We start from the raw sequence: 13,520 nt of genomic DNA on the forward strand, positions 1-13,520 counted from the left end.
CACGATGCCCCCGGCACCGAAGCACCGGGGGCGTCGAGAAGGGCTCGTCACGCGGCGAGAGCCGGTACGACGGGTGCGACCGTGAAGCCGGACGAGGTGGCATCCACGGTCACCGCTCCCCCGTCGCTCAGCTCACCCGACACGAACAGGTCGGCGATGCGGTCGTCGACCTCGCGCTGGATGACCCGGCGCAGCGGCCGAGCACCGTACTCGGGCTCGTACCCGACCGCGGCCAGCCGGTCGACGGCGGCATCGGTGACCTCGAGCGACACGTCGCGCGACGCCAGGCGCCGCGAGGTCGCGCCCAACAGCAGCCCAACGATCTCGCGCAGCTGCGCCTTCTCGAGCTTGCGGAAGAGCACGATGTCGTCGATGCGATTGAGGAACTCCGGGCGCATCGCCTCGCGCAGCTTCCCCATCACGCGATCACGCAGATCGGCATCGGCGAACTCGCGGTCGGTCGTGGTGAAGCCGATGGCCCCCGACCGGGATGCCAGGAACTCCGCGCCCAGGTTCGAGGTCATCACGATCACCGTGTTGCGGAAGTCGACCGTACGGCCCTGTCCGTCGGTGAGCCGACCGTCATCGAGCACCTGCAGCAGCAGCGTGAAAACGTCGGGGTGCGCTTTCTCGATCTCGTCGAACAGCACGACCGCATAGGGGTTGCGTCGCACGCGCTCGGTGAGCTGGCCCGCCTCGTCGTAGCCGACGTATCCGGGAGGGGCACCGATCAGGCGCGACACCGTGTGCCGCTCGCCGAACTCGCTCATGTCGAAGCGGATCACGGCGCCGTCGTCGTCGAAGAGCGAGCCGGCCAGGGCCTTGGCGAGCTCGGTCTTGCCGACGCCGGTGGGACCGAGGAACAGGAACGAGCCGACCGGGCGGTTCTCGTCTCCCATGCCCGTGCGGTTGCGACGCACGGCTTTGGCGACGGCGGCGACCGCGTCGTCCTGCCCGATCACGCGGGCGTGCAGTTCGGTCTCGAGCTCGGAGAGGCGACCGCGCTCGGTCACCGTGAGTCGCGCAACGGGAATGCCGGTGGCGCGGCTGATCACCGCGGCGATCTCGGGTTCGTCGACGACGGCGGCGACGCGGGGGCCGGCCGTCGCCTCGTCGAGCCGCTGCTGCACGGCGGCCATCTCGTCGCGCAGACGCGACGCCTCCTCGTAGTGCTCGGCGGAGACCGCGGCATTCTTGTCGGCCTCCAGCGTCGCGAGGCGCTCCAGCAGAGCGGAGGTGTCGACGGTGACGCCCAGGCGCAGCCGCAGGCGGGCACCGGCCTGGTCGATCAGATCGATCGCCTTGTCGGGCAGCACGCGGTCGGGAAGGTATCGATCGCTCAGCTCGACCGCGGCCCGCAGAGCCTCGTCCGTGTACGTGACGGCGTGGTGCTCCTCGTAGGCCGAGCGGAGGCCGCGCAGGATCTCCACGGCATCCGGGATCGAGGGCTCGCCCACGCGAACGGGCTGAAGGCGCCGCTCGAGGGCGGGATCCTTCTCGATCGTGCGGTACTCGCGCAGCGTGGTCGCTCCGATCAGGTGCACGTCACCGCGGGCGAGGCGGGGCTTGAGGATGTTGCCGGCGTCCATGGACCCGTCGCCGCTCCCGCCCGCCCCGACGAGAGTGTGCACCTCGTCGATGAAGACGACGAGCTTGTCGGATGCCGCGATCTCGTCCATCGTCTGGGTGAGGCGCTCCTCGAAGTCGCCCCGGTACCGCGCGCCCGCGAGCATCGCGGCCAGGTCGAGCGAGACGACACGGGTCTCGCGCAGCTGCTCGGGCACCTCTTCGGCGACGATCGCGCGCGCGAGACCTTCGACGACGGCCGTCTTGCCGACGCCGGCCTCGCCGATCAGCACGGGGTTGTTCTTCGTGCGACGGCTGAGGATCTCGATCGTCTGCTCGATCTCGTCGGAGCGACCGATGACCGGGTCGAGCTCTCCCGCGGCGGCTCGCGCCGTGAGGTCGGTGCCGAATCGGTCGAGGTTCGGAGTGACGGATGCCGACTCAGCGGGCACCTCGGTCTCGTCACCGCCCATGACGGTCTCACGCACGCCCTGGGTGAGGGCCTCGGCCGTCACTCCGGCCTGGGCGAGGATCTGCCCCGCGGGCGCGTCCTGGGCGAGCACGAGCGCGAAGAAGAGGTGGTCGGGGTCGACGTACGTGGACCCGGCGGCACGTGCCACCTGGAACGCGTGGAACAGGGCGCGCTGCACGGAGCCGGCGACCACGGCACCGTCGACGTTCGCGGGGGTCGCGGCGGCGGGCAGACGGCTCTCGGCCGCGCGGGCGATCGCGGCGGGATCGGCGCCGAGGCGCGCGACGGCCTCCTTGGCCGGCGAGCGCCGGACGAGGACGTGGAGGACGTGCAGGGCGTCGAGCTCACGCTGGCCGCGCCCGAGCGCGTAGCGTCCGGCTTCTTGGAGGGCGTCCTGCGTGCGGGCACTGAGGAACCGGCTGAGGTCGATCGAGCGTTCGGCTCGCGCCTGCTCGCCCGCGAGGTAGCGGGCCAGGAACTCGTCGAACGACTGGGCGCCGTCGCCGGGGGTGAAGTCTTCGGGCAATTCCGTCTCCTGAGATACGTGAGTGCGGTTCACTCAAGTTTGCTACTTGAGCGCCGTCGCATCAACTTCAACGTGGGCGCGCGGCGTCTATTCCCGAAGCGGGGGATCGACGTCGTTCCAGAGCTCGACCGTCTGTACGAGCCAGAACACCGCGAACAGCGCGAGGGCCACCGACTCGCCCACGAGCACCACCGGAAAACCCGTGCGCTCCAGGCCCGACACCACTCCGAGGACGAGCAGCACCAGGGTCAGCACGATCCCGACGGCCACCGCCGCATAGGCGAGTCGCACTCCCCGCCGCCGTCGACCGCTGCGCCGTGGCCACCACGCCGCGATCGACGCCACCGCCGCGATCAGCACGAAGAACGCGACGGCGGCGACCTCGTGTGCCCACCGGAGAAAGGCCTCGGGCGCGAGCACCGCCCACGCCGCCCCGCCCGCGACGAGCGCGACGATGATCCCGATCGTGAGCGCGACCCCGCGGCTCGCGGTGCCCTGCACGCGCGCCAGGATCCCCGCGACGATCACCCCGAGAAGAATCACGGATGCCACGGCCACGGCGTTGTTCGCCACGGTCGGCCTGACCTCGGGCGGCACGCACTGCGTCCCGTCGAGGCAGGCGCTCGATGAGACCGCGGTCGGGACGAAGGCAATCGCGAGGGCGAGCACCGCCGCGATGTCGAGCAGGCCCTGCTCGAGGCTGCGCCCCGACAGAGCCAGCAGAGCGAGGGCGACCGCGCTCAGCGCCCCCGTGAGGACCGGACCCGCGGGCGTGTAGTAAGCCGCGCTGACCGACAGCAGTCCCTCGCCACTCGCGAGCTCGAGACCGACACCGACGGCGAGGAAGACCGTCGCTCCGATCAGCGCCATGCGCACGTACCGGTACGTGCGTTGCGTCGACGTGGTGCGGATGCGCATAGCGGCATCCTGGCATCCCCCTGCGACATCGCCGCGGGATGCAGCCCGCGGGCGGGAAACGCCGGACGGAGCGGGCGCAACCTCTCGGGTCGGTGTCGGGGGTGTCTGTCAGAATCCGGGGATGCGCGAATTCCTCGCCGGGGCGGCCCTGCTGGCCCGCGGTCTCGGCCAGTGGCGCCGCACGCCCGGGGCGATGGCCCTCGGACTCATCCCGGGGACGGTGGTCGGACTGATCTTCGGATCGGCACTCGTGATCTGGGGTCTCGTGCTGCCCGGTCTCGTCGACGACTGGACGCCGTTCGCCGACACGTGGGCGCCGTTCTGGGCGGGCGCTCTGCGCACCGCGATCGGCCTGGCGTCGTTCGGCGCGGCGCTGCTCATCGTCGTCGTCTCGTTCACCGCCGTCACGCTCGCCGTGGGCGAGCCGTTCTACGACCGCATCTGGCGCGCGACCGAGCGCAGCGCCACCGGCGTGGTCCCCGACGTCGAGTACGGCTTCTGGCGGGCCGTCGGCGACAGCGTGCGCCTCATCGTCCGCGGCATCCTGGCCGCCGCGCTGGCGTGGCTCATCGGCCTGATCCCCTTCGTCGGCGGCGTCCTGGGCTTCGTCGCCGGGGTACTCCTGACCGGGTGGCTGCTGGCCGACGAACTCACCTCGCGCGCGCTGTCGGCCCGAGGCCTCGATCGGCGGGCGCGGACACAGCTCCTCCGCTCCCACCGCGCACGCGCCCTCGGCTTCGGCGTCGCGACCCAGCTGTGCTTCCTCGTCCCGCTCGGGGCGGTGGCGGTCATGCCCGCAGCCGTCGCCGGCAGCACGCTCTGGGCGCATGCGGCGCTGGGCATCCCCCCGCGCGACGGCAGCACCCCGGGTCCCCTCCCCCTGCATCCCGACCGCAGCACGAACGCACGTCCGGATTCGGCACGATAGCCTGGATCGACCGAAGGGATCCTCATGTTCATCGTCTCTCTCATCTTGTTCGTCGGCGGCATGCTGCTGACCGGCATCTCGTTCTCCCTCGCCGCTCCCGCGCTGTTCTTCGCGCTCGGCATCATCCTCGTCTCGGCCTCGCTGGCCCTGCCGTTCCACTTCGGCACCCGCTGAGCCCGCACCTCGGTCAGGCACCGCGTCACGTCGCCCCCGGGTAGCGTGGTCCGGTGCCTTTCTCGTTCGCCGCTCTGCGTCGCCGCCCCGATCTCGAGGGTCCCGATCTCGTGGCCGTCGACGCCGCCGACCGGCTGATCCTCGACGAGTCCGCCGACGCGCGCGCCGCACTCGGTGTGGGCCAACTCGTCGTGATCGGCGACGCCTACGGAGCGCTCACCCTGGCGGCGGCGGATGCCGGGGCCCGTGGCATCCGGGTGCATCAGGACGAGCTGCTGGGCGAGGAAGCCCTCGCACTGAACGCCCGCGACACCGGGCTCGAGAAAGTCTTCGACTCGCACGCCCTCGACGCGGACCTGCTCACCGGCGCCCGCGTCGTCCTTCTGCGCCTCCCCCGGTCGCTTCGGGCGCTGTCCGACATCGCCGGGCTCATCGCCCTGCACGCACACCCCGACGTCGTCGTCTTCGCGGGCGGGCGCCTCAAGCACATGACGGTGGCGATGAACGACGTGCTGCGGCGCGTCTTCGACCGCGTCGACGTCTCGCACGCGCGGCAGAAATCCCGCGTCCTCACCGCCCACGGCCCGCACGACGGCGCCGCCCCCGCACCGGAGGAAGCCGAGGTCGACGGCATCCGTGTCCGTGCGTTCGGCGGCGCCTTCGCGGGCGCATCGATCGATATCGGGACGCGGCTGCTGCTCGCGCACCTCCCCGCCCCGCGCGGAGACCGGGCGGTCGACCTCGCGTGCGGGACGGGCGTGGTCGCCGCGACCCTCGCTGTGCGGCATCCCTCCCTGCGCGTGATCGCGTGCGACCAGTCGGCGATCGCCGTCGCGTCCGCGCGGGCCACCGCCGAGGCCAACGGCGTGGCCGATCGCGTGAGGGTCGTGCGCGACGACGTCCTGCGCTCGCAACCGGAGGCCACGGCCTCGTTCATCGCGCTGAACCCGCCGTTCCACGCCGGCGCCGCGATCCACGAGGGTCTCGCTCCCCGCATGTTCGCCGACGCGGCGCGGGTGCTCGAGCCGGGCGGCGAGCTGTGGACCGTCTGGAACTCCGCTCTGCAGTACCGTCCGGCGCTCGAGCGCACCGTCGGTCCGACGCGTCAGGTGGCGCGCGACAGGAAGTTCACCGTCACGGTGTCGACGAAGCGCTGACGCGTCTCCCGGCGAGCCGTGGCGCGGGCCCCGTTCCGGGCGTAGATTTCGACCGACGTCGACGAGGAGGTGCGCCGTGCGGGTTCGAAGCACTGCCGCCGCTCTCGTCGCTGTGATGGTCGCGCTGCCCCTTCCCGGCGCCGCCGCGATCGCAGCTCCCCCATCCGGCGGTGTCCGCGCCGATCCGCTCTCCGACGCCCTCACGGCTCCGCTCCTCGCGGACTGCTCCAGCATCACCGACAACGGCCGCGGTTACGCCCGCCTCCACGGCGTCGACCTCTGCGGTGCCGACACGACGCCCCCGTCGGAGCCCTTGCGCACCGAAGCGGTGGGCGGGGAGGAGTGCGGGTCGGCGACGCTGTCGATGACGAGTCGCGGCGGCGGACTCGCCGCGATCGACTGGCGCGTGAGTTCGGAGACGGGCCCGATCGTCGCCGTCGAGCTCGATCTCGCCTTCGCTAGCCACTCGGGTGGCGAGATGCGCCACTTCTCCGACCGCTCCCCCAGCGTCCACGCGCACGACGGCACGGTCGCGTTCCTGGGAGCGGGGCGTGCGACGGCCACACTGTCGGGCTCGGTCGAGACGTTCACCGCGACCTGCCGGATCGTGCCGGCGAGCGTGCGCATCCTCGTGCGCTGACGCGGAGCGCGACCTCAGCCCTTGCCTCCCGGAGGGCCGACGGTCAGCAGCACGACGAAGACGACGGCGACCACCGCGACGAGCACGAGCGCGAGCACCCATGGTCGACGCAGGAAGGACCGCAGCAACCGGTCGATCGGTCGGCGGTCCCGCGGGTCGCCACTGTCGTCGAGGCGCCACGCGCCGCGCAGACGCCCGGTGCGGTGGAGCCAGATCTCGGTGGGGATCGTGGCGTAGGGGATCACGGCGCTGACGACCGCGAGGGCGGCAGGACCGACGCCCCAGCGCTGGTTCAGCGCGACGAGGATGGCCGTCGCCCCGTAGGCGAGGAACACGAAGCCGTGGATGCCGCCGCCGATCGACACCGCAGCCGGAAGGTCGGCCGCGGCGCGCAGGATCAGCCCGCCGATGAGAAGCGTCCACGAGACGGCCTCGGCGATCGCGAGCGTGCGAAACAGGGTCGGGGGCGTGCGGAACACGTCTCTCCTCGTTCGGGTCGGGGCTTCCCACCCTACGCAGAACGCTTCTCCGCGCTCCCGCGCACCGTTCGACATCGAAGCGTTACACGATGGGTTGATCGTCCTCGTCCAGCGACGGATCCGACCTCGCCCCCTCCGCCGCCGTCGACGTGTCGGGCTCGGGGCCCGGCTCGATCGGGGTTTTCTCGCGTTCGGCATCCATCGCACCACCCCATCAGATCGCGGGAGGGATGCCACACCCTTGACGCCGCGGCATGCGCGCCTGTCCCGGCTCCCCCGCGGGACGCCCGGCGCCCGTGATCTCGACGCGTAGGCTGGAGGGATGGCGGAATCCCGGGGGCGCGTGTGGACCGGGGTCATCCGCGTGGGACCGCACCGCGGAGATCACCGTGTGGCACTTCGCGCCGTCCTGAGCGTCGGCGTCCCGCTTCTCGTCCTCTTGGCACTCGGCCGGCTCGACCTCAGCGTCTACGCGAGCTTCGGAGCTTTCGCCGCGCTGTACGGTCGCACCGACCTCCCCCGCGCGCGCGTGCGAATGCAGGCCGTGGCGGGCACGGTCCTGGTCTCGTGCATGCTCATCGGCACCGCCCTCTCGACCCTCGCCACCCCCGCCATCGCGAGCGTCGCCGTCGTCGCGATCCTCGCCGCGGTCGTCACCCTCTTCGCCTACCGCACCCAGTGGCATCCGCCCGGCGCGCTCTTCGCCGTCTTCGCCGCGGGAGCCACCGCGAGCTTCCCCGCGACCGGTGCGACGTTCCTCACCGTGCTCGTCGTTGGCGGCGCGAGCGTGCTGTGGAGCCTGCTCGTGACCTGCGTCTTCGTCGTCGCGCGGCGCGGCTCCTGGCGGCGCCCGACTCGCACGCGGCCGCCGATCGGCTCGGTCGCGTGGGAGATGACGGCGACCGTCGGCGTCGCCGCTCTTCTCGCCGGCGTCGCCGGGGCCCTGCTCATCGGGACCCACTGGTACTGGGCGATGGTCGGTGCCGTCGCCGCGGTCGGCGGAGCGCACGTCACCGCGCGCCTCATCCGCGGCGTGCAGCGACTCGTCGGGACCCTCCTGGGCGTGCTGATCGCCGCGGGGCTGCTCGCCCTCGACCTGCCGCCCTGGATCGTCCTGCTCGTCGCCGTGGCCCTGCAGGCGGGAGCGGAGCTGTTCGTCGGCCGCAACTACGGCATCGCGATGCTCTTCATCACACCGCTCGCCCTGCTCATGGTGTCGTTGGCATCTCCCGTGGCGCCTGAGATGCTGCTGCGCGACCGCGTGATCGAGACGGTCATCGGCGTCGCGGTCGGAACCCTCGTCGCGATCGTGTCGGCGGGCCTGCGGCGCCGACCCGCGAGAAGCTGAGCGAACCATGGACACCGAACGACAGCGCCGCCTCTCCACCGACACCGCCGAACGCATCAGCGCCGGGTGCTACGGCGCCCTGGTCTCGGCATCCACGCTCATCGGTCTCGGCGAGGCCGACCTGAGCGACGTGATCCTCGTGGTCGCGCTCACGAACCTCGTCTACTTCGCCACGCACGTCTTCGCCTACACGCTCGGCGATACCTCGCCCGGCCGCCCGTCGAAGATCCTCCGACACCACCTGGCGGTGGGCGCGCCGATGGTGTCGGTCACCTTCCTCCCCCTGCTCGTGGTCGTGCTGCTCGTCGCTTTCGGCGTGGGCCTCGGCACCGCTCTGCTGTGGGGCGTCGGCGTCGCGGTGGCGTACCTCGTGGTCGTCGCCACGGCGGGAGCGCGTCTTCGCGGCTCGTCCGCGCCCGTCGTCGCGCTCACAGCGGTGGGTGCCGCCCTGGTGTCGGCGCTGCTCATCGTCGCCAAGCTCCTCCTCCACTGATCGGAAGGCCCCGCCATCTCCCCCCAGCTCACCGTCGTCGGCGCCATCAACGTCGACCTCACCGCCCGTGTCCACCGCTCCCCCGGGCCCGGCGAGACCGTCGCCGACGGCGTGCTCGACCGCGGCCCCGGCGGCAAGGGCGCCAACCAGGCGGTGGCCGCTGCCCGCCTCGGCGCCGACGTCCGACTCATCGGCGCCGTGGGCGACGACGCGGAGGGTCACGGCATCCGGGAGCGCTTCGCCGCGATCGGAGTCGACGCCTCGGGCGTGCAGACCGCTGACGCCGCGACGGGAACCGCCCTCATCGTCGTCGACGCGTCCGGCGAGAACTCGATCGTCGTGTGCCCGGGGGCGAACGCCGCGATCGACGCGGACGCGCTCGGCATCGCGCCCGGATCCCCGGTCCTGCTGCAGTTGGAGGTCTCGGATGCCGTCGTCTCGGCCGCCGCGCGCGCGGCGGGCTTCCTGGCAGTCAACGCCGCCCCGGCTCGGCCGCTGCCCGCCGAGGTGCTCGACCGGTGCGACCTCGTGATCGTCAACGAGACCGAGTACGCGCAGCTGCCCGAGGTGCACGACGCTCCCCTGCTTTGCGTGACGCTCGGTGCCGAGGGTGCGCGACTCTACCGGCGCGGCGCGCTCGTGGCCTCGGCCACGGGAGTGCCCACCACCGTCCGCAACACCGTCGGCGCGGGCGACGCGTTCTGCGCGGCGCTCGTCGTCGGGCTGCTCCGCGGAGAGACCGAGACCGACGCCCTCGCTCGCGCCTGCGCCGTGGGGTCCGCCGCCGTCGCCGACGACGCCTCGCAACCGGCGCTCGACGCCCTCGACACCTACGGAGTCCGCGCATGAACCGCCGCCCGATCCTCGTCGACTGCGACACCGGCATCGACGACGCCCTCGCCCTCGCCTACCTGCTGGCCGAGCCGTCCGTCGAGATCGTCGGCGTCACGACCGTCTCCGGCAACACGGATGCCGCCCGCGCCGCCGCCAACACCCTGTCGCTGTTCGAGCTCGCCGGCGAAGACGACATCCCCGTCGCGATCGGCGCGCACGATTTCCGCGCTCGCGCCTACGCGGGCGGAGCTCCGCACGTGCACGGTGACGACGGGCTCGGCGGTATCGCCCTGTCCGCCGCGGCCCGCGCGCACGACGCCCGCGCGGCGGTCGAGCTGATCGACCACGTGGCGTCACGGCATCCGGACCTCACCGTGCTCGCCCTCGGCCCCCTGACAAATCTCGCGGCCTACGCCGAGGCGCCCAGGGTCGCGCGGTTCGACCACCTCGTCGTGATGGGCGGTGCGTTCGCCCACTCGGGCAACGTCACCGCGTGGGCCGAGGCCAACATCCACAACGACCCCGAAGCCGCTGCCGTCGTGTTCGCGCAGGACTGGGACACCACGCTCGTGCCCCTCGACGTCACGATGACGCAGACCCTGGATGCCACCGACCTCGTGCGCCTCGAAGCGATCCCGGGAGCCGTGCCGCAGGCGTTGGCGCGCATGCTGCCGCACTACCTCGACTTCTACGCCGGAGTCTTTCCCGACCGCCGCTGCGCGCTACACGATCCGCTGGCCGCGATGGTGGCCGCGGGGGCTCTGCGCGGAGTGAGCGTTGCGGCGGGCCGGGTCGACGTGCGACTCGAACGCGGCGAACGCGGGCGGACGGTGTCGTCGAGCGGGTCGGAGACGCAGAGATGGGTCCGCGCGATGGAGGGCTCGGCGGCAGAAGTGCTGCTGGAACGGCTCGAAGCGCGGGAGTGGCCGGTCTGAGGCTCCTCGTCAGCGGCGGCGGCGGCGCTTCACCCATGCGCCGAGCCGGGACGTGTGGCGGTCGGTGAACTCGTTCGCGAGCCGGAACGCCTCGTCGCCGATGTCCGCACCGGCGGTGATGGCCTCGATGGCGCGGAGAGCGCGCTGCTCCTGGTCGTCGTGCGCGTCGCGGGCCATGAATCCAGAGTAGGAGCATCGGGAACCGGCCCGGCGATGCGGCGACCCGGATCGCTCGATTCCCCGTCGACAGCGCTGGGGCGACGACGAGGACCCCGGCATCTGCGCAGCGCTGCCGCGCGGCCGTCCCCGCCGGGTCGGCACCGCTCTCGCCGACGGACAGGCTGATAGCGTCGCAGCGTGCGCGCCGAAGAAGTGATCGGCGATGCGCTCACCACGGCGCTCACCGCATCGGACACCCCTCCTCCGCCGTCGACCCTGCTCGCGACCGTCGCGGAGGCGATCGGCGCGCATCGGTGCGAACTGCGGCTCGGTACGAAGGCGTTGAGCTGGAGCGCCCGCGAGACCGCCCCGGGCGACGACGTCGCGACCCTCCGACTCGGAACGGATCCCGACATCATCGCCACGGTCGCACCCGCCGCGGCGATGCCCGGTGCCGGCGCATGGCAGCCACTCCTTCTGCTTCTGACCCCCTACGCCGCCGAGGACGGGGTGTGGCACGCCCGACGTCGACGCCAGGAAGCGGTGCGCCGACGGGACGATGTCCGCTGGCGCGCGTCCGCCGACATGGAACACGAGCGGCGGCGCCTCGAGCGCGACCTCCACGACGGCGCTCAGCATCATCTCGTCGCCCTTCGCATGACGATGGCGATCGCCGAGCATCAGCAGCACGAGCAGGGCGGCGAGGAGCGGCTCGCCAGCCTGCGCGAACAGCTCGACACGGCCGAACGGCTCTTGCTCACCACCGCGCGAGGCGTCTTGCCGCCGATCCTGGCGCGGGAGGGGCTCAGCGGCGCTCTCGTCGAACTCGAGGACGCGAACGTGCAGGTCCGCACCGACATCTCGAGACTGCTCCCCGTCGTCGAGTCGGCGCTGTATTTCTTCGCCCTCGAGGCCGTCGGCAACGCCCGCCGCCACGCGCCCGGGGCGCGCATCCTCGTCGAGGCGCGACTGGAGGGCGGCCGTGCGTTCGTCCGGGTGAGCGACGACGGACCGGGGTTCACCGCGAGCGGCGAAGCGGGCGGTCTCGCCTCCCTCGCCCATCGCATCGAGGCGATCGGGGGCGTCCTCGACGTCGACTCGTCCCGCGGCACCGGGACACGCATCTCAGCCAGCGTGCCGTACTGACGAAGAGCTCTCGCGATCGAGCACGCCGGCCGCGCTCCGCTGCAGCGCCTCGACAGCCCGCTGTCCGGAACCACCCAGACCCGGTCGAGCCGCCGCGCGCTGCCACCGTTCGACGGCGGCGGCAGCCGCCGCGTGCACCTGCTCGTCGTCGGCGTCGGGGAGAAGACCGAGGCGTACCCGCGGATCACCGCCCGCCGCGCCGAGGAGGAGCGCGGCGTCGGCATCGACGATCGAGTGCGCCGTACCCCGCGCGTACTCGTCGAGCAGCGCGTCCTCGACGAGCTCGAAGGAGTGAGACCGCAGTCTGTCGATCTCCCAGAGCAGTGGCGTGACCCCTGCCCGCGACGCCGACGCAGAGAGCATGTCGAGCGCTCGGCGCGCCAGGAGCACCGGGGCCCTCGCCGAGAGCGTCGTGACGGCTTCGGCGGGTGCGACGCCGTCACGGAACACGAGTTGCTCGCTCGATAGAGCGTCGACGAATCCGGAACGCGGCGCGAGGGCGCACACCACCGCGTCGATCGAACCCCAGCGGCCCTGACGATCCCGCACCTCGGTGCCGAGCGCCGCATCGGCGGCCTCGTCGCAGAGCACCGTCTGCACGCCCGGCATGGGCGCCGGCGAGGGCCCCTGGACCACGAGCAGGGTCACGGGGGCGGCCAGCGCGTCACGGCAGGCCTCGAGCTCCCGGTCCGGCAGGCCCGCGGCATCCACGAGCGCGGACACGCGGGCGAAGAGGGGACGCGTGGCGATCTGCCGACTCGAGAGGGGCAGCGAGCTCACGTCGCCGCGGTCGGGCATCTCGACGACGACCTCGACCTCCCCGCCGGCTCGCTCCCGCACCCTGAGCTCGCCGCCGAGCGAGCCGATGCGCTCGATCTCCATCCGCAGCGCCCGTTCGACCGCGTCGCCGTCCAGTCCGCCGCCGCGCACCGCCGCGACCAGCCCGGACGCACGGTGAAGGGCCAATGTCAGGGGCACTCCTGTACGCGCCATCGCCCGAAGCACGCCGGCCACGGCGTGGTAGAAGCCCGACTCCACGTCCCAGCTCGTCCGCCGCCCCAGATCGCCGACGACGGTGACGGGAGAGACCGACGCCGCGGCGAGTTCGCGGAGCGTCTCTTCTGCGCCGCACGTGGGCAGCATCGCGGGGAAGACCCCGCGCACCGTGTCGCGGAGCTCGTCGATGAGGCGTTCCGTCAGCGCGTGCACGGCCGGCCACTCCACGGCTTCCGCGGGCGTCGAGAGCCGGCGGCGGAGTTCGGCGACGTCGGCGACGGTCGTCGTCGTGATGCTGTCCACCAGCCGGATGCGCTCCCCCTCACGGACGCGGGCGGCGCGGACCTCGGCCTGCTCGGCGTCCTGCTCACTCGACAGCGCGTCCTGTCGAGCGCGCTCGAGCTCTCTGAGGGCACGGTCGGCCCGCACGGTCGCCCCGAGCCACGCACACGACTCCACGAGCAGCCGTCGGCGTCTCGCGACGGCGAGGTCGGGAGGGGGCACGATCTCCAGGACCCCGACGCCGGGCACGACGTGAGGATCGGCACGCGCGGATTCGGAGCCCTCCTCGTTCTCAGGCCACGAGGCCAGCCGTTGAAGATGCCCGTCCTCGAGGCGTCGGAGCAGCCGCAGCCGCGGCGTGGGCGCTTCACGATCGGCCAGGCCGAGGGCGAGGTTCTGCAGGAGTGCGAGCAGCAGCGCGTCGCGAGGAGTCGTGGCGATGACGTCCACGACGCGACGAGGCACGT

The 13,520-nt window shown here is 72.4% G+C and carries 14 protein-coding genes; 9 read left to right on the forward strand and 5 right to left on the reverse strand.

Going from position 1 to position 13,520, the window contains the following annotated elements:
* Positions 1-47: 47 nt before the first annotated feature.
* Together DEU35_RS06245 and DEU35_RS06250 are read right to left on the reverse strand one after the other, a co-directional pair.
* On the reverse strand, positions 48-2,564 hold the full coding sequence (locus DEU35_RS06245; RefSeq protein WP_116238963.1) for an ATP-dependent Clp protease ATP-binding subunit: 2,517 nt from the start codon (positions 2,562-2,564) through the stop codon (positions 48-50).
* An 87-nt stretch (positions 2,565-2,651) separates the two neighbouring features.
* Positions 2,652-3,482 (reverse strand): hypothetical protein, encoded by an 831-nt coding sequence (locus DEU35_RS06250; RefSeq protein WP_116238964.1) that lies wholly within the window; start codon positions 3,480-3,482, stop codon positions 2,652-2,654.
* 121 nt (positions 3,483-3,603) lie between these two features.
* Between DEU35_RS06250 and DEU35_RS06255 the strand changes: the two genes are divergently transcribed.
* The 4 genes from DEU35_RS06255 (at position 3,604) to DEU35_RS06265 (ending at position 6,381) form a co-directional block, all read left to right on the forward strand.
* Complete coding sequence (locus tag DEU35_RS06255; protein WP_103206336.1) at positions 3,604-4,410, forward strand: EI24 domain-containing protein; 807 nt, start codon at positions 3,604-3,606, stop codon at positions 4,408-4,410.
* A gap of 24 nt (positions 4,411-4,434) precedes the next feature.
* Positions 4,435-4,584, forward strand: a complete 150-nt coding sequence (locus tag DEU35_RS17055; RefSeq protein WP_164481596.1) for a hypothetical protein — start codon at positions 4,435-4,437, stop codon at positions 4,582-4,584.
* Between the two features lie 53 nt (positions 4,585-4,637).
* Positions 4,638-5,741, forward strand: a complete 1,104-nt coding sequence (locus DEU35_RS06260) for a class I SAM-dependent methyltransferase (RefSeq protein WP_116238965.1) — start codon at positions 4,638-4,640, stop codon at positions 5,739-5,741.
* Between the two features lie 76 nt (positions 5,742-5,817).
* A complete protein-coding gene (locus DEU35_RS06265) occupies positions 5,818-6,381 on the forward strand; it encodes a hypothetical protein (RefSeq protein WP_147301831.1) in 564 nt (187 codons plus the stop codon).
* 14 nt (positions 6,382-6,395) lie between these two features.
* Here DEU35_RS06265 and DEU35_RS06270 read toward each other — a convergent pair whose 3' ends face one another.
* The gene (locus DEU35_RS06270) at positions 6,396-6,860 is read right to left on the reverse strand and encodes a DUF3817 domain-containing protein (protein ID WP_116238967.1); all 465 of its coding nucleotides are present in this window, start codon (positions 6,858-6,860) and stop codon (positions 6,396-6,398) included.
* 322 nt (positions 6,861-7,182) lie between these two features.
* Here DEU35_RS06270 and DEU35_RS06275 point away from each other — a divergent pair, with 322 nt between their 5' ends.
* The 4 genes from DEU35_RS06275 to DEU35_RS06290 are packed head-to-tail and all read left to right on the forward strand — an operon-like array spanning position 7,183 to position 10,470.
* Positions 7,183-8,208, forward strand: a complete 1,026-nt coding sequence (locus tag DEU35_RS06275; protein ID WP_103206332.1) for an FUSC family protein — start codon at positions 7,183-7,185, stop codon at positions 8,206-8,208.
* Positions 8,209-8,215: 7 nt separating this feature from the next.
* Positions 8,216-8,701: a hypothetical protein gene (locus DEU35_RS06280; protein WP_103206331.1), complete on the forward strand. Its 486-nt coding sequence runs from the start codon at positions 8,216-8,218 to the stop codon at positions 8,699-8,701.
* Positions 8,702-8,716: 15 nt separating this feature from the next.
* Complete coding sequence (locus tag DEU35_RS06285; RefSeq protein ID WP_116238968.1) at positions 8,717-9,550, forward strand: ribokinase; 834 nt, start codon at positions 8,717-8,719, stop codon at positions 9,548-9,550.
* Complete coding sequence (locus tag DEU35_RS06290) at positions 9,547-10,470, forward strand: nucleoside hydrolase (RefSeq protein ID WP_116238969.1); 924 nt, start codon at positions 9,547-9,549, stop codon at positions 10,468-10,470. The genes DEU35_RS06285 and DEU35_RS06290 overlap by 4 nt, the downstream gene beginning before the upstream one ends.
* Positions 10,471-10,479: 9 nt before the next feature.
* Here the strand turns inward: DEU35_RS06290 and DEU35_RS17060 are convergent, their stop codons facing one another.
* Positions 10,480-10,647, reverse strand: coding sequence for a hypothetical protein (locus tag DEU35_RS17060; RefSeq protein ID WP_170210608.1), 168 nt, complete (start codon positions 10,645-10,647; stop codon positions 10,480-10,482).
* A gap of 180 nt (positions 10,648-10,827) precedes the next feature.
* Here DEU35_RS17060 and DEU35_RS06295 point away from each other — a divergent pair, with 180 nt between their 5' ends.
* Positions 10,828-11,775, forward strand: a complete 948-nt coding sequence (locus DEU35_RS06295) for a sensor histidine kinase (RefSeq protein ID WP_147301832.1) — start codon at positions 10,828-10,830, stop codon at positions 11,773-11,775.
* On the opposite strand, the gene DEU35_RS06300 is transcribed toward DEU35_RS06295, so the two are convergent.
* Entirely contained in the window at positions 11,755-13,518 is a 1,764-nt protein-coding gene (locus DEU35_RS06300; RefSeq protein ID WP_147301833.1) for a hypothetical protein, read from the reverse strand. The genes DEU35_RS06295 and DEU35_RS06300 overlap by 21 nt on opposite strands.
* Between the last annotated feature and the right edge of the window lie 2 nt (positions 13,519-13,520).

The sequence above is a fragment of the Microbacterium sp. AG157 genome (assembly GCF_003385695.1).
GTDB lineage: Bacteria > Actinomycetota > Actinomycetes > Actinomycetales > Microbacteriaceae > Microbacterium > Microbacterium testaceum.

Excerpts from the sequence above, each read along its gene's own strand:
- DEU35_RS06255 (WP_103206336.1), top strand. The coding sequence starts at position 3,604 with ATGCGCGAATTCCTCGCCGGGGCGGCCCTGCTGGCCCGCGGTCTCGGC.
- DEU35_RS06280 (WP_103206331.1), top strand. The coding sequence starts at position 8,216 with ATGGACACCGAACGACAGCGCCGCCTCTCCACCGACACCGCCGAACGC.
- DEU35_RS06250 (WP_116238964.1), bottom strand. The coding sequence starts at position 3,482 with ATGCGCATCCGCACCACGTCGACGCAACGCACGTACCGGTACGTGCGC.
- DEU35_RS06290 (WP_116238969.1), top strand. The coding sequence starts at position 9,547 with ATGAACCGCCGCCCGATCCTCGTCGACTGCGACACCGGCATCGACGAC.
- DEU35_RS06275 (WP_103206332.1), top strand. The coding sequence starts at position 7,183 with ATGGCGGAATCCCGGGGGCGCGTGTGGACCGGGGTCATCCGCGTGGGA.
- DEU35_RS17055 (WP_164481596.1), top strand. The coding sequence starts at position 4,435 with ATGTTCATCGTCTCTCTCATCTTGTTCGTCGGCGGCATGCTGCTGACC.
- DEU35_RS17060 (WP_170210608.1), bottom strand. The coding sequence starts at position 10,647 with ATGGCCCGCGACGCGCACGACGACCAGGAGCAGCGCGCTCTCCGCGCC.